This is a genomic window from Flagellimonas sediminis (genome assembly GCF_010500845.1).
Classification (GTDB): Bacteria; Bacteroidota; Bacteroidia; order Flavobacteriales; family Flavobacteriaceae; genus Flagellimonas; species Flagellimonas sediminis.
The window spans coordinates 1-20,383 of record NZ_JAAAMI010000002.1 but is presented as its reverse complement, the minus strand read 5'-3'; the positions used below and the strand labels follow the sequence as shown (position 1 = coordinate 20,383).

The window sequence follows — 20,383 nt, the reverse complement described above, 5'->3', positions numbered from 1 at the left end:
TATTGGCTAATTTTTACAGTCCCATTTAAAATCGGCAACCTTGTCATTGGATCCCGCGGATAGGTTGTAGTGCCACCACTCGGTCCTGATGGACCAAAACCCGTGGGCTTCCATGGTTTCCTTCAACAATTTCCGATTGTCCAAAATTTCCTTGGGAAGATCGAAATTATCATGATAGGCACGCTTCCCAAAAAAATCAAAGTCGGTTCCCATATCCAGTTCATTTCCATCCAAATCCACCAAGGTAATATCGACTGCGCCGCCTTTATTATGGATGGACCCTTTTACGGGATCGGCAACATATTGCGGATTAGGGACAATTTTCCACATTTTGTACTGAACCGAGTTGGGGCGGTAACAATCAAAAAACTTGATCTTGGCTCCGTGTTGCATGAATTCCTTATTGGCCTCGATCAATGCTTTTGCCGTTTTTACCCGGGTGTAGCATTCGGCACAATCATACACCTTGGCCTTTAGAAAATTATTTTCAGTGGCATACCGAAGGTCATAGGCGAAATCGTCACTGAAATCAGCCAAACGCACAAAAGTGGTATCAGCCAAACCATCAAAAGTCTTAAATGCTTTTTGCTGAATTACTGGAACCGGATCAACAACTATCTCCTTCTCCATTTCAATATTGGAATCTTGTTTCTCAGGAGTTTTTTCTCGACATGAAACTGCCAAGCACCCACCAACGACCAAGAGCAAATATCTTAAATATGTCATTTCAATCTTTTTTGTTTGGCCATCCAAGTATAAAGGGAATCGGTGGTATAGGCCCTATCCCAAGCATTGTGCCCCACTCCTTTGTATCTGGTATATTGGACTTGGTAACCCATTTCTTTCAATTTTTTCACCATCTGATCAGACTCTTCCACATCAATGACCTCATCTTGATCCCCATGAAAGACCCAAATGGGCATTTTTTTGTCGATCCAATGGGCATAGGGCAACGGTGCCATACCACAAACCACAGCCAAGGCCGCAAACCTTTCAGGATATTGTGTGGCCAACTCCCAAGCAGCACTGCCTCCCCTACTCAGACCCGTTAAATAGATGCGCTTTTTATCCACGCGGTTGTGATCCACTACGGAATCCAGCAATTGCATCACAGCTTGGGTGTTCCACCATTTTTTCTCGTGGGGATTCTGTGGGGCCAATATCAAAAAAGGAAATTGTTTGCCTTCCACCAAAAGTTTTGGTGGCCCAGTATCCTTAATCTCTTCCACCGCCCTGCCTGATTCCCCTCCTCCATGCAAGAAGAGCAATAACCCAAAGCTTTCGCTTTCGGAAGAAAAATAATCCTCAGGATAGTACAGGTAATATTTCAAGTCTTCCTTGGTCACGGTCTCCAACTCATCTTGTACCAAATGCGATTGTGCTGCACAGGCCTCGAGCAAAAAAATACTCATCAACAGCAATAAACTTGGTATGGTCTTGGGCATCTGCATCTTATAATAATTTATCGGCAATATCTTTCCAAGTATCGGCCCTTTCAAAATCGGTTGTATTGGTGTTGTGTGGGGAAGTGAACATAATGGTCCGTCCATCAAAATTTTTGAGATTTTTACTCCTGTCATCGATGAGGAGGTCTCCCTTCAAAATAAACTTATCACCGCATAAGATACGTTTTTGCCATGGGATAAAGGGAAAAAATGCATCCAGCCAATCAGATTTCTCACGAAGTGACTGAGGAAATTCCATGGCAGCGGATGCAATATAAACATCGTGTTTAAGGCTCAACTCCCGCAATACTTCCTGGCTGTCCTGAATAATTCTTAAATCCTTGAAAAAACCAACACGATGTGTGTGTTGCTTGATGGAAAGTTGGTGTTCCTCGGGAACGCATTGCCAAGCTTCTTTACCAAAACAATCTTCAATTTGAAGGTTGGCATTAAATTCCTGGTTATAGATTTCGATATGGGCCGTGTAAGCATCTGCGATGACCTCGTCCATATCCACAAAAATGATCATGTAATTTGTTTTTTGTGAAGTACGCTAAAACTTGGGGGAATTTCAAAAAATGTGATGTTATAATTTTTAACTGCCAATTGGTCGGATTTTATTATTCTGGAAAAAGGAGCTTCCTTGGAAAACGCCAGAAGGTAATTCTGGCGTTTTTTCAACCAAAAAATATTATTGCAATAACTGTGATTAGTGCCATTATCAAAATGACAATAAATGAAAACTTCATCGATTTCTTCGTGTCATGAATATCATGCAGCAGTATGGTTTCAGTACTTGCTATGATTCCATTTGATTTAACAATTTTGTCAATTAACGGTCTATCCTCATCAAGCAAAAAGTACCTGACATCTATATTTGGTCCGGTCTGGTCGTTTATATCCGAATAAAATGGAACCTCATTAGTATGCAATAAGGATTCAAACTTAACCTTATCCTTTACTTGTACATATAACTTGAAGTGGTCCTTATATTTTACACCAAAATTTTCATCCATTTTTACCACATTCCCAAAACTTAAATCTACTGCCCATTTAACGGCTTTGCAGTGTTTTAATTTAATGAAATAACCGTTACCTTCACAGCTTATGACCAAAACCAACCCACGAACATGCTGCCCAAAGGTAATTTTCCTGCAAAGGTTTTTTTGAACGGTGAAATTGTAACCAGTGAAAATGCCACCATTTCGGTATTCGATCGTGGATTCCTCTTCGGGGATGGCATTTATGAAGTGATGGTACAACTGGAAAACGGCATTTTCTACAAAAAGGCCCATTTGGACCGACTACAGGAAAATCTCGTAAAAATCGGCATCGAGTATCAGGTATCCGACCTGGAAAAGGAAATCAAACCCTTATTGATTGCTTCGGGACTTGTGGACCAGCCTTGTCTTATCTACATGCAGGTTACCCGTGGTGTGGCCCCTCGAAAGCATTCCTACCCAAAGGGTATTCCCGCCACTGTGATGATGTATGCCCTGCCCTTTCAAATGCCCTACATCAACCAAAAGAACATGCATGCCATTTTACAAACCGATTTTAGATGGCACCGCTGCGATATCAAATCCATTTCCCTGCTGGGCAACATCATGACCAATGAGGCCGCCATGTTGGTCGGAACGGATGAAGCTGCTTTAGTTCGTGACGGCATCATTACCGAGGGATCGCACACCAACATCTTTTTTGTGAAGAATGGTTCGGTGATTACCCACCCTGCCAACGAACATATTTTGGATGGCATTACCAGAAAAATTCTTGTGAAGCTTTGCCAAGAACTGAACATCCCACTGGTAGAAAGAGGGATTTCCGTGGAAGAAATACCATCTATGGAAGAAGCCTTTTTTACGGGGACATCAACTCAAATTGCGTCCATTGCCCAGTTAGGTAATCATACCTATCATGCACCGGACAATTTTGGTCCAATAACCCAAAAACTGCAGGAAGCCCTTGCTGCTCTAAAAGAAATCGACACTTCTGAAGTGACCTTATAAAAATGTAATTATGATCTATAAAACACCCGCTTTAGTTAGCACGATGATTCTTTTGGTATCCGTGTTGATTCTTTCATCCTGCAGCAAAAAATATGACCTGCTTATTCTGAACGGAACCGTTTATGATGGTAAGGGAGAAGAACCCGTTGTGACCGATATTGCCATCAAAGATTCCATGATCGTGGCCATGGGGGATTTGGATAATGCAAAAGCAGACAGAATCATTAATGCGGAAGGATTGGCCGTTTCCCCTGGTTTCATTGACATGCACGCCCATTTGGAACCGATTATGGAATTGAATTCCTGCGAAAGTCATGTCCGCCAAGGAGTGACCACCGCACTGGGCGGTCCAGATGGCAGTTCGCCCTACCCCATGAAACCTTTTATGGACAGTCTTCAACAAAAAGGAATTGGCATGAACGCCGCTTTTTTGGTAGGCCATAACACAGTTCGAAGAAATATTATGGGGCTCGAAAACAGGGCTCCTACTCCCGAGGAACTCAAAGCCATGGAAGCAGAGATCGACAGTGCCATGAAAGATGGAGCCTATGGTATTTCCACTGGATTGAAATATTTGCCCGGGGCCTTTTCCAAAGTGGATGAAGTAATCGACCTTTCCAAAGTGGCCTCCAAATACGGGGGCATCTATACTTCCCACTTACGGGAGGAAGGACTGGGACTTTTCGATGCCGTGCAAGAAGCTATCCAAATTTCCGAGGATGCAGACATTCCAGTAATCCTTACCCACCACAAAGCCATTGGTAAACCCATGTGGGGCAAGAGTGTCCGTACCTTGGCCATGGTAGATTCCGCACGGGCAAAGGGATTGGACATTAAAATGGACCAATACCCTTACGCAGCCAGTTATACCAGTATTTCGGTGCTTATCCCAAGTTGGGCAAGGGCTGGTGGTCAAGAAGAATTCAAGGCACGGGTGGAAGACCCTGTACTTCGCGACAGTATTAAAAATGGGATTGTCTTCAATATTTTGAATGACCGAGGCGGTTCGGATTTAGACCGAATCCAATTTGCGAAAGTGGAATGGGCCCCGGAACTGGAAGGAAAAACATTGAAGTATTGGTGCGAACAACACAATTTAGAACCTTCCGTGGAAAATGGGGCGGACTTGGTCATAAAAGCCCAATTGAACGGCGGGGCATCCTGTGTATACCATGCCATGGCCGAAGAAGATGTGGAACGCATCATGAAGCATCCGATGACCATGATCGGTTCAGACGGGCGTTTAGTGGAACCAGGCATGGGTCACCCGCACCCCCGTTGGTATGGAACCTTCCCAAGGGTATTGGGGCTTTACGTGAGGGAAAAGCATACTCTGGAACTTTCCGAAGCCATAAGAAAAATGACCTATCTACCTGCCCAAAGCCTGAATCTCACGGACCGTGGACTCATCAAGGAAGGAATGAGGGCAGATATCACCATATTCAATCCAGAGACCATCATCGACAAGGCCACTTTTGAAAAACCCCATCAATACTCCGAAGGCATCGAATATGTTTTGGTGAATGGAGGGTTGGCCGTGGATGAAGGTGAGTTCAAGGATATCAAATCAGGAAAAGTATTACGTAAACAATAGCACCTCAACATGATGAAAAAAACTTCAATAGCATTTGTTCTTGCCCTCGGATTGGCAACTTGCATTCTGAAAGCACAAGAAACTCCAACCATTGAAAAGCAGTACACCAAGGAAATTGAAAAATTGACCAAAGCCAAAAAGGTCAAGGCTGCCTTCGAAATTATCAAGGGGCAAATGGACCAAACTACTGCCGACCTCATTACCCTTACGGAAGTGTTGGCTCCTCCTTTCATGGAAGATGAAAAAGGAAAAGTATTTGCCAAAATGTTGGAGGAAGCTGGTATTGACAGTATCTGGACGGATAAAGTCGGCAACGTCATCGGCCTTAGAAAAGGAACCTCAGGCGAATCAGGATATGTAGGCGTGGATGCGCATTTGGATGTAGTTTTTCCAGAAGGAACCAATGTGACCGTTCAAAAAGTAGGCGATACGCTCAAAGCCCCCGGAATCGGGGACGACACCAGGGCTTTGGCCATGCTCATCAGTATGTTGAAAGCCATGAACAAGGCTGATATCAAAACCGAAAAAGATGTGTTGATTGTAGGTTCCGTGGGTGAAGAAGGTCTGGGTGACCTTCGCGGAATGAAATACATTTTTAATGAATCTGGCCTCGACATCGATTCATGGATTGCCATTGACGGGGGAAGCATGGGCAGGATCAGCAATGCTGGATTGGGTTCCAAACGCTATAAATTAGAAATCAAGGGAAAAGGAGGCCATTCTTGGGGAGCATTTGGGCTGGCTAACCCACATCACGCCTTGGGTAAGGCCATCGATATGTTTTCCGAAGCTGCTTGGGCCTATACTTCGGGTGACATTCCCAAGACCAGTTTCAATGTAGGTCGGATCGGTGGAGGCACCTCTGTAAATTCCATTCCTTTTGAATCTTGGGCGGAAATAGATATGCGGGCCATCGACCCAAAAAATTTGGACGAGATCGAATCCATCTTGCTAAATTCGGTAGAAAAGGCTATCACTGCATACAACGCAAGCGGAGTGAAAGGGGAAGTTACCTATGAAATGACCAAAATTGGCGATAGACCTTCCGGGGAACTTCCAGCTTCGCTCCCATTGGTACAGCGCACCATGGCAGCTACCCAATACTTTGGTGTTGTCCCAAGTTTGGGTCGTGGTTCCACTAACATCAACATACCTGTTTCCAAAGGAATTCCATCGGTCTGTATCGGTCGTGGTGGTCAAGGAGGTGGTGCCCATTCCTTGCACGAATGGTACCTGAACGATGAGTCAGGGGATGAATCCATCCAATTGGCTTTATTGGTCACCTTGGCCGAGGCAGGATTGGAAAAATAAGATGATGAGAACCTGGAATCCTAAAACCGTAAGTTGTATTTTTTTCCTCTTGTGGGCCGCTACATATGGCCAACTGGGTAGGGAAAAAGAAGCGCAAATCGACAGCCTGTTCCAAGCATGGAACAAGCCCAATCACCCAGGAGGTGCCATAGCCATTATGCAAGGCGATAAGGTGGTGTACTCCAAAGCCTATGGATTGGCGAGTATGGAATATTTAGTACCCAATGCCACGGGGACTTTGTTCAATGTGGCCTCGGTATCCAAACAGTTCAGTGCGTTGGGCATTGTACTATTACAGGAACAGGGTAAACTATCCATTGATGATACCATCGACAAATACATTGATGGACTTGCCCCTTTTGGCAGTAAGATTACCATCCGTCAGATGATGCACCATACCAGCGGCCTTCGGAGCCTCCACGCCCTCTTTGCCTTGGCCGGATGGCGTAATGACGACTCGCGGACCAACGCAGATCTAGATCGTATCATGCAACTACAAACGGAGCTCAATTTTGAGCCAGGTTCCGAGTATCTCTACTGCAACACAGGATATATGTTCTTGGCCAACATTATTGAAAAAGTGACCCATAAGTCCTTTATGGATTTTATGAAGGAAGATATTTTCGTTCCTTTGGGCATGCACGAAACCTATGTGGAAGATCGCTATGACCGGATTGTCCCGAACAACGCTACCTCCTACTATACCCAAAGAAATGGCTTTATCCGAGCGGTAGAGTATTGGGGTTATGTGGGTTCTGGCAATATGCACACCACTACGGCCGACCTTTTAAAGTACCTGAAAAACTATTATGATCCGCAACCTGGATGGGAAAACATATTCCGAACCATGCAGACCTTGGACCCCTTGAATGATGGGAGTTATCTGGAATATGCCTTCGGTGTGAATGTGGACAAACTATACGGCAAAAAACGGATTACCCATGGCGGTTCCATTGGTGGTTTCCGTTCCAATGTAGCGGTATTCCCAGAGGAGAAAACGAGTATTGCCATCATTACCAATTTTTCATCTTCGGGACCTGGGGGCAAATCCAATGACATTGCCGGTATTCTATTCGGCAAGCCCGCTCCCTATAAAAAACTGAAGGTGGCCAAAATTTCAAAGTCGACCATGGAATCCTATGTGGGTGATTATTGGGATGATGACACCTATATAGAACAGCGTATTTCTGTTAACGGCGATACGTTGTTTTTAGGTCAATCAAAAACTGCTTTCCTACCCGTTGCAGATGGAAAATTTGAAGCCCTGGACTCCCAAAATGGTACCAAATTGGAGTTCCATGAAAATCAATTTGATTATATCCCAGGCTCCAACCGATCACTTCATTTTAAAAAATTCAAGGAAGAACCCCTAACTGATGCCGATGCGGAAGAATATGTAGGAGCTTATTATAGTCCCGAAATCCATACCTCCTATTCCATCTTTTATAGGGAAGGAAAGTTGTATGCTTTTCATATACGGTTTGGTGAATTGACCCTCACGCAAAAATTCAAGGATTTATTACAGGGTGAATATCCATTGAGCACATTAAAATTCAAGCGTGAAAATGGAAAGATTACTGGAGTTTGGATTTCCGATGGCAGGGTACGAAACCTATGGTTTGAAAAAACGGAATAACACAATTTGGTCTTTATGGCCTTATAAAAAGAAACCCCCGCATGCAGCAGGGGTTCTTTTCTTTTTCAATCAGCAATTTTCATCCTCAATTTTCCAATCGCCCGGAATCAAGTGCCATTGATCGTATCAAATTGACCCGTTCAGTAAGTTCCTGTCCAAAAAGTTGGACACTAAGGCGTTCCGCTTCAAGTACCTGACGCTCTGCATCCACTACATCTATATAGTTTACCAATCCTTTTCTGTATCGTTCATTGGTCAAAAGGGCAGCATCCCGTGCCGCCACCACAAACTCCTGTTGTGCCAACAACTGTTCCCGTATCCAATGCAAATTGGAGAATGCATTTTCCACTTGCCTGTATGATTGAAGCAGGTTTTGCTCATAATTTCTATGTTCCTCCTCCAATTCACTCTTTCTCAGCTTAATCTCAGCGCGTTTCTTACCTCCTTCAAATACCGGAAGAGAAGCCGTAACACCAGCAAACCACGTTCTGCTGTCCCGCTCAATGAGATTGTCCGAATCCCCAGAAAGATAGCCGTAGGCCCCACTCAATTGGAAGGAGGGCAACAATTGTTTCTTTTGATTGACCAGCATTTTTTCCGCTGACTCAATCATCAATTTTGAAGCCCGTAAATCCGGTCTCGTAACCACCAATGAATCTTTCCTCAAAAATTCAACATTGGGTGGAAGATATTGTATGTTGGCATGGGGCACCTCAAACGTACTGGCATCTTCCCCGACCAACGTGGCCAATATAAGTTCTATTTCGGATCTTAATCTTTGGGTGTTTTTCAGTTGTACCTGTACCGAAGCCAATTCCGTTTTTGCCCTAAGTTCATCAATCTGGCTTACCAGACCTGCGTTGTATCTGGTGGAGGCTATCTCCAAATTATCGAGTCTGGTTTTTTCCGTGTGCTTCAGCAAATCAATCTCAGCATCCAATCGGACCAACAAAAAGTAATTACCTGCCACTTCGGTGGTCACCTCCAGCAATATCTGCTTTCGATTCTCTTCAGTAGCCTTGTAGACCAAATTATTAGCTTCAAAATTGTTCAAGTTTTTACCAAAGACATCCAACTCATAAGAAGCCGTGACCGGAGCTTGGTAGGTACTCAAAGTTGCCGGTCCCAGTTGCCCTCCAAACGGATTAGGTCGGTTGGCCGAAAACTCCTGCCTCGTGAACGAAGGTTCCACCCGAATGGTCGGAAACATGGTGGACATGGCAATATGTTTGTTGGCCCTGGCCTGGTTCAGTTTGGCCAAGGCTATTTTTAGATCAAGATTCTGCTCCAAGGCCTTGCTTTCCAAAGTATCCAAGGTTGGATAACCGAAAGCTTCCCACCATTGTTTATCCTGCGTGATGGGCCATACATTTTTGCTTATGGTATCATTCCCGATATATAGCACCACATCCTCTTTGGATGTATCCCGCCATCTCCATTTGGAAGTATCCAACTCCTGTCCATGGACAGAGAACACCCCAAAAAGGATCATAACGGATTTTATTATTGTTCTTGAATATTTCATTCCTGTTATTAGTTTAATTCGATTGCCTTTGTTTTTCTTTTCCCAATATTTCTACAGAGCACATAAAAAACTGGTGTGAACAGTAAGCCAAAGAAGGTTACCCCCAACATTCCACTGAACACTGCCGTTCCCAAGGAACGTCTCATTTCTGCCCCTGCCCCGGATGCCAAAACCAAGGGCACAACACCCAAAATGAAGGCAAATGCGGTCATCAATATGGGACGAAGTCTTAATCGAGCCGCTTCCATGGCTGCTTTTTCCAAGGGATATCCTTGATCTTCCAATTGTTTGGCAAACTCAACGATCAGGATGGCATTTTTACTGGCCAATCCCACAAGGACCACCAATCCGATCTGTGTAAGGATGTTATTGTCCATGCCCAACAGTCCAATCCCGGTCATGGATGAAAGCAAACACATGGGCACAATCAGGATCACGGCCAAGGGTAGCACCCAACTTTCATACTGGGCCGCCAACAACAGGAACACAAACAAAACGGCCAATCCAAAGGCGATACCTGCGGTATTTCCTGATTCTTTTTGTTGATAGGCCAATTCCGTCCATTCATAATCAATTCCCTCGGGCAAGATTTGGTCCGCCAAACGTTCCATGGCTTCCAGAGCCTCCCCTGAACTATAGCCGGGGTTAACGTTACCGGAAAGTGCCAATGCGGGATAAAGGTTGTATCTGGGCACCCTTGCTGGTCCCGAAATATCCCTTAACTGGCCCACAGCACTCAAGGGTACCATTTCACCATTCCTGTTCCGTACCCTGATTCTGGTAAGGTCTTGGGGAGTATATCGATATTCACCATCTGCCTGTGCCGTTACCCTAAAGGTTTTACCTTGCATGTTAAAATCGTTCACGAAGGCAGATCCCATGTATACTTCCATGGCACTTGAGATCTCTTCGATAGGCACTCCCATGGTCTGGGCCTTTTCCTTGTCCAGATCAAAGAACAATTGTGGTGAACTTGAATTAAAAAAAGTGAACACACTGCTGAGCGCAGGGTCTTGGTTGGCTGCCGCCATAAGTTGATACCCGGCCTGTAACAATTGCTCCGTACCCAATCCTCCACGATCTTGGATCATCATCTTGAATCCGCCAGCGTTTCCAATTCCTCGTACCGGAGGAGGGGCCACTACCACTGTAAAAGCATCATCAAAAGGGGCCAACTTATTGGTCAACTCTTGCTGTAATCCCTTAAAGGTGATGCTTTTTTCTTCCGAGTCTCAAAATCTTCCAAAGCCGTGAAAATGGCCCCGGCGTTGGAGGAGTTCGTAAAGGTGGCTGCATCGAAACCTGTGAAGGCCACGGCATTTTTCACCCCATCGATGGTCAAAACACTGTCAATGGCCTTTTGCATTACCTTATCGGTACGTTCCAAAGAAGAACCGGGAGGCAATTGAATGATATTGATGAAATAGCCTTGGTCCTGTTCTGGGATAAATCCTGTAGGTACCCGACTAAAAGCAAAAATGGTAAGTACGATAAGTCCCACATAGGATAATAAGACCCATTTACGCTTCGCGATAAATTTTTGGGTAATATTTCCATACTTCAATGAAACCCAATCCATGACTTTATTAAAGCTAGAGAAAAACTTTGGAACAAAACCAAACCGAGCTGTTGCCACTTTTTCGTGGTCTTCCTCCTTATGTTTTTTCATGACGATGGCCGCCATTGCAGGACTCAACGTAAGTGAGACAAATACAGAAATCATGGTTGCTACTGCGACCGTAACACCAAATTGACTGTAGAAGGCTCCACTTATTCCTTTCAAGAATATGGTTGGTAAGAACACGGCCACCAATACCAAGCCCATGGCAATCAATGCTCCACCAACTTCATTCATCGTTTTTCTTGCAGCTTTCTTGACCCCCATACCGTTCCTCAGGTTCCGTTCCATATTTTCCACAACAACAATGGCATCATCCACCACGATACCGATGGCCAATACCAAACCAAAAAGGGTCAAACTGTTCAGCGAATATCCCAATGCCTGCATCACCGCAAAGGTTCCGATAAGGGATACGGGTATCGCCAAAATGGGTATGATGGCAGCCCTCCAGGTCTGGAGGAACAAAATAATCACCAACACTACAAGGATGATGGCTTCATAGATGGTTCCTCCTACCTCATCGATGGATTGCGCGATAAATTCCGTTGGGTTATAGGCAATCCTGTATTCCACCCCTTTTGGGAAGTCTTTGGATACTTCCTTCATGGTATTTATAATGGCATCCGCAGTTTCCAAAGCATTGGTTCCCGGCCTTTGAAACACGGGAAGTGCCACGGCAGGATACTTATCCAGATAACCTTTGGTGGCATAACTTGCCGAACCCAGCTCCACACGACCAATATCCTTGACCCTTACCAACTGGCCCCTATCGCCGTTTCTAACAATAATGTCCTCAAATTCCTCTTTGGTATTGAGCCTCCCTTGGGTCTGTATGTTCACCTCAAAGGCATTCTGGTCCATTAAGGGTTGTTGGTTCAGGGTACCACCAGCCACTTGGACGTTCTGTGCCCTCAAGGCACTGAGTACCTCGTTGGGTGTCATGTCCATACTGGCCATCTTATCCGGGTTGAGCCAAATTCTCATGGAATATTGATCCCCACCGAACATCCTTACATTCCCTACACCATCAATCCTTGAGATTTTGTCTATAATCTGGAAATTGGCATAATTGGCCAGATAGGTCTGGTCATACGTATTGTCTGGAGAAATCATGTGGATGACCAACATAAGGTCTGGGGAACTCTTTTGCGTGGTGATGCCGAGTCTTCTTACCTGTTCGGGCAACCTAGGTTGGGCAATGGCCACCCTGTTCTGCACAAGTACCTGTGCCTGGTCCACATCTACCCCCTGTTTAAAGGAGATGGTGAGGTTCAGCAACCCATCGTTGGTGGCTTGGGACAACATATAGATCATCCCCTCCACTCCATTGATTTCCTGCTCCAACGGCGTGGCAACGGTCTTGGAAATGGTCTCCGCACTCGCCCCTGGGTAGGCAGCGGTCACCACCACCGTAGGGGGAGCCACTTCCGGATATTGTGATACCGGAAGCGAGAAATAAGCCAGTCCTCCAAGGATCATCAAAATGATGGAGATCACAATGGAAAGAATTGGCCTTTTAATAAAATTATGCGTGAATTTCATATTGAAATATTGGTTTTTGATTTACTACGTATTAGTTGTTCCTTTTGAATTTTGAAAAGACCTGTCCCTAACCTACCCCATCCATAATGGGATAAGCCTGTAAAAAAGGGCTTTGTAAATGAAATACTTACATGCCTATTCAAAAAAGGATATTGGATGCTTACATGGCTGCCAATGAGGTATCAGGTTCAACTTTGAAGGTCTTTTGTTCCGGTTGGATCTGAATTCCAGGACGAACCTTGAGCAAATTGCCACTGATGACTTTATCACCAGGTTCCAAACCACCCAAAACAATTCTGTACTTGTGGTTGTACAACTTGCCTATCTGGATGGGTTTTACCTGAACCGTATTGTCCTCACCTACTGTATACACTATTTTTTGTGACTGGTTGGTGGTAATCACTTCCTCTGGAATCAGTAAGACCTCGGTTTCTTGTCCCAACAATCGCATGCGCCCGAACATCCCTGATTCCAGTTCCATGTTCTTGTTGTCAAAAACTGCCCTTCCTCGAATGGTACCGGTGGTTTGGTGGATTTCATTGTCCACAAAGTCCATATAGCCGACCCTATCATAGGAAGTTTCATTGGTCAACTTCACCAACACTTGTTTTTTATTGGTTGAAGTTTTTCCATCACTGGCTCCAGGATTTCCAAAGAAATCCGTTTCACTGGCATCAAAGTAAAAGTGCATTGGATTTACTTGAAGGATTGTGGTCAAAAGACTCGCATCGGCCGACCCTCCCGAAATATAGTTTCCTGCGTCTACATACTTTTCGCTTACCTTTCCACTTATGGGGGCTTTAATGGTGGTGTATGAAAGGTCCAATTGGGCTTGGGCCAACCGCGCGTTTGCCGCCATTAACCGTGCTTCGGAGGACTTAGCAATCTGCTTACGCTGTTCTACTTCTTCCGTGGAAACTGCCCTGGAATCCTGCACGGACGAAACCCGATCATAGTCACTCTTGGTCCTTTGTAGATCAGCCTCCGCTTGTAACTTTTCGGCCTCCGCTTGTTTTAGCGCCGCATAATAAGGACGTTGATCCACAACAAAAAGCACTTGGCCCTTTTCTACGAAGTCGCCATCCTTGAACTTAACGGATTCTACATATCCGTTTACCCTGGATCGTATCTCAACTCGCTCCGAAGCTTCAAAACGACCGATATACTCATCCCAATTTGTGATCTTTTCGATTGATGGGAGAATATAGGGTGTTGCCATGGCAACCACCTTTTGTTCCGCAGCGTTGGAATCGGCACAAGACGTTAATACCGACCCTATGATTGCCATAACGCATATGGCCAAAAATGTCTGTAAATTTTCCTTTTTCATGGTGTTGTTGTTTTTGGTTATAATGATTGATAATGCAAATACCCAAACCCCAATACGGGCCTGGTACGATAAAATTCTTTTAATGTTTAAATGAAAATACCCTGTCACGAACCGATCGGTCGGCCGTGATATGGTCAATGTCCAAGAACAAAAGTTTGTTTAGATGATGTGCTTTCGTTGTTTAATTGAGCATACGATAATCGTTCGGGGAATACCCCACTCGTTGTTTGAACAGTCTCGTGAAATGCTGCGGGTACTTGAACCCGAGCTCATACGCGATCTGGCTTACTGATTTGGTGTTGTCAAAGATTCGCTCCTTGGCCACATCGATCAATTTTGTCTGTATATATTCCTGTGCGGTCTTACCGGTTTCCTTTTTGACCAAGTCACCAAAGTAGTTGGAAGACAGATTAAATTCTGAAGCAAAATATCCAACCGAAGGTAGGCCTATGTTCTTTGGGTTTTCCGACATAAAATAATCGTTCAGTAAACTCTCAAACCTGTTGAGGACTCCTTGGTTTTGGTTATCCCTAGTGATGAACTGTCTGTCGTAAAAACGCAAACAGTAGTTCAGGAACAGTTCAATGGTTGAAACGATCAGTGTCTTGCTATGTTTGTCAATGGCCTGTTTTAGTTCAAATCCTATTTTTGAAAAACAATCCAAAACAATTTCCCTTTCACAATCCGAAATATGCAATGCCTCATTTACTTGGTATGAAAAGAAGTTATACATATTGATGTTTTTGCCCAATGACGTTCCTTTGATAAGATCAGGATGGAATGCCAATGCATGACCTTTGGGTTTCATTCTTTTACATTCCTTTTTTGACAACTCCTCTGGTTTTGGAGCTCTACCGGCCACTTGTCCCGGGGCCATGAACACCAAAGTTCCTTCTTGGTAGTCATAATAATGTTTTCCGTATTGCATGTCCCCACACTTCACATCCTTTAACATCACCAAATAAAATCCGAAATTCATTTTGGAGGGCACCTTTGGGTCTACCTTAGAAAAGTCGATGACAGAGACCAAAGGGTGTTCCGTTTTTACTCCATAATGCTTGTTGTAATCACAAATGCTGTCAAATTTTATGATCTTTTCCATGGTAATTATCTCTTAACCTTGATCAAAGGTAAATCATTCTCCTGCTCATGGTACATCCTGCGGTAATAATGGTATGCTTTCGGTAATTTATATAACACCTCCCTATACTGGTCCGCTATTTTGGAACAGAATGGAAGTTATACAATTCATTTACAATAAATTAAACTAGATAAATCTATTCATTTACCTAAAAAGATAGATGTAATGGGAGGATAAGAATCGGTATGAATATGACCTAAAAAAGGGGGGTGCCCTAGGAATAGGAATTGCAAATTACCCTTAAAAAGGGTAGAACCATGCTTTGGATTATTTTCACATCAATATCGTGGTACCGAAAACATGCCCTCGGAAATTACCACGGAATCTAGCAATTCCGTTGTTCCTCCACTCACATCGTACCACAAAAGAGTGCCTGAAAATGTTCCACTGATCTGGGTGTTTGTAATTTCGGTAAAGCTTATGGTAGCCAATTCATAGAGCGCCTTTGGCCCAGGGTTCAAAGCTGCCGAGTATAGATTTCCTTGACCGTCATAATACCCCATCAAGAAAACGGAGTTTGGGTTTACATCTCCTTCATCTTCTACGTTGGTATACCTGACGCTTGTTGCAATAGCATCCGAATCACTCAAAAAAATGGTCAGCCTGTTTTTGGTTCCGCTTTCAAAAATATTTTCCATACCTGCAATACTGGCAATATTTGTATTGGTACCGCTATCAAATAGAATGGATCCGGTAAGGTTTACCTGGGTCTCCGGTTGGTATTCGTAACTTACCTGAACTCCATCCTCCTTAAAATGAAAGTAATAATCCTCATGTTGATTATCATTCGGCTCATTGTCATCAGAGGAACAACCCATTAAGACAAACACCCACAGTAGCGTACAACAAAATACCCTATTTTTCATCATTTTGTCCGCTTTTCCTTTTTGATGCATCCATAAAATAGCCAATGGCACCGCCAATCAACATAAAGACCACCACTCCTATCATGGCATCCCATATAATATCCATCCCATTGCCTACAAATCGGTCCACATCATCCACAATGCTGACAAAGTTCTTTACGTATCCCGTGATGCCCCCTGCCATGCGCTGGACCATTTCGGATTGAAAATAGTAGCTAAAAGGAATACCCAAAAATGCCCCGATCAAGGCCAAGATCAGCATTTTACCTGCCATTTTGTTCAGGATCAAATACCCCCCCAAATAAGCCAAGATTCCTAATGGGATGAACAATAAGGTGAGTACAACAAAAACGATCCGTATGACTATGGGCTGCAAGTTCAACCTTAGTGCTAATTTGCTGCTGACACCTAATAGTATCTTTTCCTGACGGGTAATGAATTGGATGATTTTCTGCGTGTCCATTTGGCTTTTGGTATTGATTATTGGTTTAAAAGTATGCGAAGCGTTCTTTACCTTAACCCATAAATGATTTTCTGCCAACACCTTCTTATTTTCTGTGTTACATAGATTATTCTTTGTGAAAATGTGTATTTTCATTTTGCCTTCACCTAGATTAATTGGTTGCCGTATGAAATACATCTTAATGCTGATGTTTTTTTTGTTTATCATGCACTCTTCCGCCCAACAATTTCAGATGGAACTGGACTCCCTATCCAAAAAAATCAATTCAAGTCCGTTGTTCAATCAAGAAACCATAGACCTTAGAAACCAATACACCAAACAGGCCCTTTTTACCAACCCTTCGGATACCACGCTTTTGGCATTTTCATTAAAAACTGTTGGCTTGGCCACGGAACTGAGATATTGGAAAGGACTTTTGCTTGGTTATGAGCGGGTTGCCCTTGTCTACCAGTATTCCCTTTCCAATCCATACAAGGCATTGGAATATTATCACAAAGCATTGGACCTCATGGAAAAGGACAAGGGCTTGGAAACAATGGGTTGGAGCATTTATGGAGGCATTGGTACCCTTTATTATGAGCAAGAGGAATATGGGAAAGCCCTGGAGCAGTTCAGAAAGGTATTGCGAAACGATAAAAATCTTGAATTGACCGCTACCGCCAATATTGCCAATATTTTTGGCTCTTTGAACCATTTGGATTCTGCCATCTATTATTATAACAAAGCATTGGACCTAGAACAGGTTTCTAACAACCCAACCTATAGGGCAAACCTATATAGCAATCTTTCCTTGATCTATAGTCAAGCAAACCAAATGGACTCCGCAATGGCTTCCGCTGAAAAGAGTGTTGGCCTTATTGATCAATATGGAATAGAATTCGTAAGACCCACGGCCTATGCCAATGCCTCAATGGCTTATTTGGGCAATAAGGATTATGAAAGTGCCGAGCAATACGCCAATGAATCTTTACAACTTAGTGAAGTACAGGGAAATATATTTCTTCAAAAGTCTGCTTGGGGCACCCTTGCCGATGTATACTCGGCCAAGGGCGAATATGCCAAGGCACTTCAAGCCTATACTACATTTTCCTTGTTAAAGGATAGTCTCAACAACCAGAACAGGCGTGTAGAGATCAACCGAAGGCAACTGGAGTTCGAATTTGAAAAAGAAAGGGCCGTTGCCCAGGCGGAAATCCATAGGCAGTCGGCCATTAAAGCTGCTACACTTCTGGGCGGAAGTGGCCTGTTGGCGGCATCGGTTATTGGGTTTGTCCTTTACAAAAGACGTAGGGATGCCGTGGAACAGAAAAAGGAAGCGGAATTCAGGGCATTGGTGGCAGATACCGAATTAAAGGCACTGAGGGCCCAAATGAATCCCCATTTCATCTTCAACTCGCTCAACTCCATTGGGGATTATATTCTGAAAAGCGACAATGAAACGGCTTTGGAGTACCTGACCAAGTTTGCCAAGTTGATGCGCATGGTGCTCGAAAATTCTGAGAACAAGTCAATACCCTTGGAAGAAGACTTAAAGTTTCTTGAACTCTATCTGCAGGTAGAGGCCAAAAGACAGCCTGGCAAATTTTCATATTGCATTGAGGTAGATGAAGGATTGGATACTGCAAATACCTTGGTCCCTCCTTTGCTGTTACAACCTTTTATTGAAAATAGTATTTGGCATGGGTTTCGGGACAAGGATGGGCCAGGACATATTTTGGTTCACATAAGGGAAGATCACGATTTGCTCCTGTGCTCGGTCAAGGATAATGGAAAGGGAATACGGTTTTCGGAAAATGGAAATGCAACCAAAAAGTCTTTTGGGGTGGCCATAACCGAAAATCGACTTGAAATCCTGAACAAGCAACAAAATAAGAAAGGTAAATTGCAGATTATTGATCTAGGTGAGCAACAGGGCACTCGGATAGAAATCAGCATACCCCTTGATCGCCTTTTTTAAATGGAACCAAACCTTACATGAAAGTAGCCATTATAGATGACGAGCAACACTGTATAGACCATTTGTATGCATTGTTAAAACCTTTTGGTGCGGGTATGGAAATATCCTGTTTCGGGAATGCGGAAGAAGCCATTATCGGGTTGGAAAAGCTTCAGCCAGATATTGTTTTTCTCGACGTGCAACTACATCAAAAAACCGGTTTCGATGTGTTGTCCGCCATTTCAAAACGTGATTTCAGCTTGATCTTTACCACTGCATACGAGTCGTATGCCATAGAGGCCTTCAAGTTTTCTGCCATAGACTATCTTTTAAAACCCGTGGACAGGGACGATTTTGAAACGGCCCTTCAAAAGGCCATCGATAAAGTAGAACAATCGCAACTCCATGATCGGATCAAGGTGCTGTTGTCCCATGTTTCAACGGACAACCATCTCAAACGCATCAGTGTTCCCTCCAATGAAGGCTATGCCTTTTTATTGATAGATGATATCGTCCGATGCCAGGCCGATGTGAACTACACCCATATTTTCACCGTTGATGGCAAAAAATATACGGCATCCAAGACCTTGAAGCATTTTGAAAAACTCTTGGAAGGTCGACACTTTTTCAGAATCCACAATTCGCACTTGATTAACTTACATTATGTGGCCTCTTATCATAAGGATGGATATGCCATCCTAAAGGATGGCCTTAAATTGGAAGTCTCTACCCGAAGAAAAGAGGCTTTCATCAAAGAATGTGGGAAATTCTGAGTTTTGTGAATCCTGAATCGTTGAAAACAGTAAAATCGTTATTCTACCTGATACCCGATAAATGCTACTTTTTTGCTATCCGGACTCCAAGATGGTACATTGATGGTTCCCTGTCCGCCAAAAAAGATAGGGGTTAAATCTCTAATTTCCTTAGACTCCACATCCATCAATCGGAGTTTTACATCCTTACCGAACAAATGCTCCTGCTTTTGATCGGAGGTATACGCAATATAAGCCACCCACTTATTATCCGGGGAAACATGAGGAAACCAATTGGAATTTTCATCAAAGGTCAACTGTTCAGGATCACTGCCATCCACTTTCATGCGCCACAATTGCATATGGCCTGTTCGGTATGAGTTGAAATAAATGAACTTGCCATCCGGTGAATACTCGGGTCCATCATCCAATCCTGCGGTAGAGGTCAACCGGGTTTCTTCTCCTCCATTCACATCAATAGTGTAGATGTCATAGTTACCGTTCCGTTCGGCACAATAGACGAGTGTACTCCCGTCTGGGCTCCAACCGTGCCAATAAGAAGGCACTTGGTCGGTTACTTTTCTAGGGTTCCCTCCCTGAATAGGGAGAATAAAAATAGCAGATTTATAAGATTTAAGCGATGGATCTTCCCTATCATTGCTGCTCACCACCAACCACTTACCATCTGACGACACCCCATGATCGTTATTACATTCGATCACGGATCCTGTGTAGAGTGCAGCCATTTTTCTATCCGAAATATCATAGGTGTAGATAAATCCCTTACTGTTCATGATCAAATACCCATCAGGATGCCAATTGGGCGCCTCAAAGTGTTGGTTCAATTTTAGGATGGTGTCTATTTTACCTGTTTCAATATGAACGGATTGTATATAGCTGATGGTGTTCTTTGCCTTTTGGGCCTTAATATGTCCTACATAGCCCAACACCAACAGAAATAGTACACGAAAAACCATATAAATAGCACTTACTTTAATATTTGTAATTGAAACGAATTGAATTGTACTACAAGATAAAATCTTTTCCCATCTTTTATTTATACTGGACAAATAATCCCTCTTATATGGATAGGGCGGTCAATGTATACCACCTGCGGCGGATGAAAGTGAGCAGTGCAAATCAAGTGCACGAGATCGACTCATTTTGGTGCTGAAGTTAACGTTTATTTTTAATTTTTTTTCTCATTGATTC

18 protein-coding genes are annotated in these 20,383 nt (G+C 43.6%); 6 read left to right on the top strand and 12 right to left on the bottom strand.

What is annotated here, in order from left to right:
* Window positions 1-6: 6 nt before the first annotated feature.
* From GTK07_RS04640 to GTK07_RS04625, 4 genes are all read right to left on the bottom strand, one after another.
* Window positions 7-726, bottom strand: a complete 720-nt coding sequence (locus GTK07_RS04640) for a M15 family metallopeptidase (RefSeq protein ID WP_163633543.1) — start codon at window positions 724-726, stop codon at window positions 7-9.
* On the bottom strand, window positions 723-1,445 hold the full coding sequence (locus GTK07_RS04635; RefSeq protein ID WP_163633541.1) for a carboxylesterase family protein: 723 nt from the start codon (window positions 1,443-1,445) through the stop codon (window positions 723-725). Before GTK07_RS04635 ends, GTK07_RS04640 begins: the two co-directional genes overlap by 4 nt.
* A 7-nt stretch (window positions 1,446-1,452) precedes the next feature.
* On the bottom strand, window positions 1,453-1,974 hold the full coding sequence (locus GTK07_RS04630) for a 5' nucleotidase, NT5C type (RefSeq protein WP_163633539.1): 522 nt from the start codon (window positions 1,972-1,974) through the stop codon (window positions 1,453-1,455).
* A 148-nt stretch (window positions 1,975-2,122) separates the two neighbouring features.
* Window positions 2,123-2,566: a hypothetical protein gene (locus tag GTK07_RS04625; protein WP_163633537.1), complete on the bottom strand. Its 444-nt coding sequence runs from the start codon at window positions 2,564-2,566 to the stop codon at window positions 2,123-2,125.
* Window positions 2,567-2,575: 9 nt separating this feature from the next.
* On the opposite strand from GTK07_RS04625, the gene GTK07_RS04620 reads away from it, so the two are divergent.
* From GTK07_RS04620 to GTK07_RS04605, 4 genes are read left to right on the top strand one after another with little or no spacing between them, the layout of a single operon-like run.
* Window positions 2,576-3,454 (top strand): aminotransferase class IV, encoded by an 879-nt coding sequence (locus GTK07_RS04620; protein WP_163633535.1) that lies wholly within the window; start codon window positions 2,576-2,578, stop codon window positions 3,452-3,454.
* A gap of 10 nt (window positions 3,455-3,464) precedes the next feature.
* The gene (locus GTK07_RS04615; RefSeq protein ID WP_163633533.1) at window positions 3,465-5,048 is read left to right on the top strand and encodes an N-acyl-D-amino-acid deacylase family protein; all 1,584 of its coding nucleotides are present in this window, start codon (window positions 3,465-3,467) and stop codon (window positions 5,046-5,048) included.
* Between the two features lie 9 nt (window positions 5,049-5,057).
* On the top strand, window positions 5,058-6,359 hold the full coding sequence (locus GTK07_RS04610; protein WP_235932437.1) for a M20/M25/M40 family metallo-hydrolase: 1,302 nt from the start codon (window positions 5,058-5,060) through the stop codon (window positions 6,357-6,359).
* Window position 6,360: 1 nt separating this feature from the next.
* Window positions 6,361-7,995: a serine hydrolase domain-containing protein gene (locus GTK07_RS04605; protein ID WP_163633531.1), complete on the top strand. Its 1,635-nt coding sequence runs from the start codon at window positions 6,361-6,363 to the stop codon at window positions 7,993-7,995.
* Window positions 7,996-8,080: 85 nt separating this feature from the next.
* Here the strand turns inward: GTK07_RS04605 and GTK07_RS04600 are convergent, their stop codons facing one another.
* From GTK07_RS04600 to GTK07_RS04575, 7 genes are all read right to left on the bottom strand, one after another.
* Window positions 8,081-9,520 carry an efflux transporter outer membrane subunit gene (locus GTK07_RS04600; RefSeq protein WP_163633529.1) on the bottom strand — a complete coding sequence of 480 codons (1,440 nt, stop codon included), beginning with the start codon at window positions 9,518-9,520 and terminating at the stop codon, window positions 8,081-8,083.
* A gap of 8 nt (window positions 9,521-9,528) precedes the next feature.
* The gene (locus GTK07_RS19325) at window positions 9,529-10,707 is read right to left on the bottom strand and encodes an efflux RND transporter permease subunit (protein ID WP_262887564.1); all 1,179 of its coding nucleotides are present in this window, start codon (window positions 10,705-10,707) and stop codon (window positions 9,529-9,531) included.
* A complete protein-coding gene (locus GTK07_RS19320) occupies window positions 10,704-12,683 on the bottom strand; it encodes an efflux RND transporter permease subunit (RefSeq protein ID WP_262887563.1) in 1,980 nt (659 codons plus the stop codon). The genes GTK07_RS19325 and GTK07_RS19320 overlap by 4 nt, the downstream gene beginning before the upstream one ends.
* Window positions 12,684-12,843: 160 nt before the next feature.
* A complete protein-coding gene (locus tag GTK07_RS04590) occupies window positions 12,844-14,013 on the bottom strand; it encodes an efflux RND transporter periplasmic adaptor subunit (RefSeq protein WP_163633527.1) in 1,170 nt (389 codons plus the stop codon).
* 181 nt (window positions 14,014-14,194) lie between these two features.
* Complete coding sequence (locus GTK07_RS04585) at window positions 14,195-15,115, bottom strand: helix-turn-helix domain-containing protein (protein ID WP_163633525.1); 921 nt, start codon at window positions 15,113-15,115, stop codon at window positions 14,195-14,197.
* A 317-nt stretch (window positions 15,116-15,432) separates the two neighbouring features.
* On the bottom strand, window positions 15,433-16,023 hold the full coding sequence (locus GTK07_RS04580) for a hypothetical protein (protein ID WP_163633523.1): 591 nt from the start codon (window positions 16,021-16,023) through the stop codon (window positions 15,433-15,435).
* Window positions 16,010-16,483, bottom strand: a complete 474-nt coding sequence (locus GTK07_RS04575) for a PspC domain-containing protein (protein ID WP_163633521.1) — start codon at window positions 16,481-16,483, stop codon at window positions 16,010-16,012. Before GTK07_RS04575 ends, GTK07_RS04580 begins: the two co-directional genes overlap by 14 nt.
* A 166-nt stretch (window positions 16,484-16,649) precedes the next feature.
* On the opposite strand from GTK07_RS04575, the gene GTK07_RS04570 reads away from it, so the two are divergent.
* Together GTK07_RS04570 and GTK07_RS04565 are read left to right on the top strand one after the other, a co-directional pair.
* Window positions 16,650-18,440 carry a histidine kinase gene (locus GTK07_RS04570; RefSeq protein ID WP_163633519.1) on the top strand — a complete coding sequence of 597 codons (1,791 nt, stop codon included), beginning with the start codon at window positions 16,650-16,652 and terminating at the stop codon, window positions 18,438-18,440.
* A 17-nt stretch (window positions 18,441-18,457) separates the two neighbouring features.
* A complete protein-coding gene (locus GTK07_RS04565) occupies window positions 18,458-19,192 on the top strand; it encodes a LytR/AlgR family response regulator transcription factor (RefSeq protein WP_163633517.1) in 735 nt (244 codons plus the stop codon).
* Window positions 19,193-19,230: 38 nt separating this feature from the next.
* Here the strand turns inward: GTK07_RS04565 and GTK07_RS04560 are convergent, their stop codons facing one another.
* Entirely contained in the window at window positions 19,231-20,148 is a 918-nt protein-coding gene (locus GTK07_RS04560; protein WP_163633515.1) for a TolB family protein, read from the bottom strand.
* Window positions 20,149-20,383 lie beyond the last annotated feature (235 nt).

What these genes read in the sequence shown, in the direction of transcription:
- GTK07_RS04640 (WP_163633543.1), bottom strand. Translation starts at nt 726, where the DNA reads ATGACATATTTAAGATATTTGCTCTTGGTCGTTGGTGGGTGCTTGGCA.
- GTK07_RS04635 (WP_163633541.1), bottom strand. Translation starts at nt 1,445, where the DNA reads ATGCCCAAGACCATACCAAGTTTATTGCTGTTGATGAGTATTTTTTTG.
- GTK07_RS04630 (WP_163633539.1), bottom strand. Translation starts at nt 1,974, where the DNA reads ATGATCATTTTTGTGGATATGGACGAGGTCATCGCAGATGCTTACACG.
- GTK07_RS04620 (WP_163633535.1), top strand. Translation starts at nt 2,576, where the DNA reads ATGCTGCCCAAAGGTAATTTTCCTGCAAAGGTTTTTTTGAACGGTGAA.
- GTK07_RS04615 (WP_163633533.1), top strand. Translation starts at nt 3,465, where the DNA reads ATGATCTATAAAACACCCGCTTTAGTTAGCACGATGATTCTTTTGGTA.
- GTK07_RS04610 (WP_235932437.1), top strand. Translation starts at nt 5,058, where the DNA reads ATGATGAAAAAAACTTCAATAGCATTTGTTCTTGCCCTCGGATTGGCA.
- GTK07_RS04605 (WP_163633531.1), top strand. Translation starts at nt 6,361, where the DNA reads ATGATGAGAACCTGGAATCCTAAAACCGTAAGTTGTATTTTTTTCCTC.
- GTK07_RS04600 (WP_163633529.1), bottom strand. Translation starts at nt 9,520, where the DNA reads ATGAAATATTCAAGAACAATAATAAAATCCGTTATGATCCTTTTTGGG.
- GTK07_RS19320 (WP_262887563.1), bottom strand. Translation starts at nt 12,683, where the DNA reads ATGAAATTCACGCATAATTTTATTAAAAGGCCAATTCTTTCCATTGTG.
- GTK07_RS04590 (WP_163633527.1), bottom strand. Translation starts at nt 14,013, where the DNA reads ATGAAAAAGGAAAATTTACAGACATTTTTGGCCATATGCGTTATGGCA.
- GTK07_RS04585 (WP_163633525.1), bottom strand. Translation starts at nt 15,115, where the DNA reads ATGGAAAAGATCATAAAATTTGACAGCATTTGTGATTACAACAAGCAT.
- GTK07_RS04580 (WP_163633523.1), bottom strand. Translation starts at nt 16,023, where the DNA reads ATGATGAAAAATAGGGTATTTTGTTGTACGCTACTGTGGGTGTTTGTC.
- GTK07_RS04575 (WP_163633521.1), bottom strand. Translation starts at nt 16,483, where the DNA reads ATGGACACGCAGAAAATCATCCAATTCATTACCCGTCAGGAAAAGATA.
- GTK07_RS04570 (WP_163633519.1), top strand. Translation starts at nt 16,650, where the DNA reads ATGAAATACATCTTAATGCTGATGTTTTTTTTGTTTATCATGCACTCT.
- GTK07_RS04565 (WP_163633517.1), top strand. Translation starts at nt 18,458, where the DNA reads ATGAAAGTAGCCATTATAGATGACGAGCAACACTGTATAGACCATTTG.
- GTK07_RS04560 (WP_163633515.1), bottom strand. Translation starts at nt 20,148, where the DNA reads ATGGTTTTTCGTGTACTATTTCTGTTGGTGTTGGGCTATGTAGGACAT.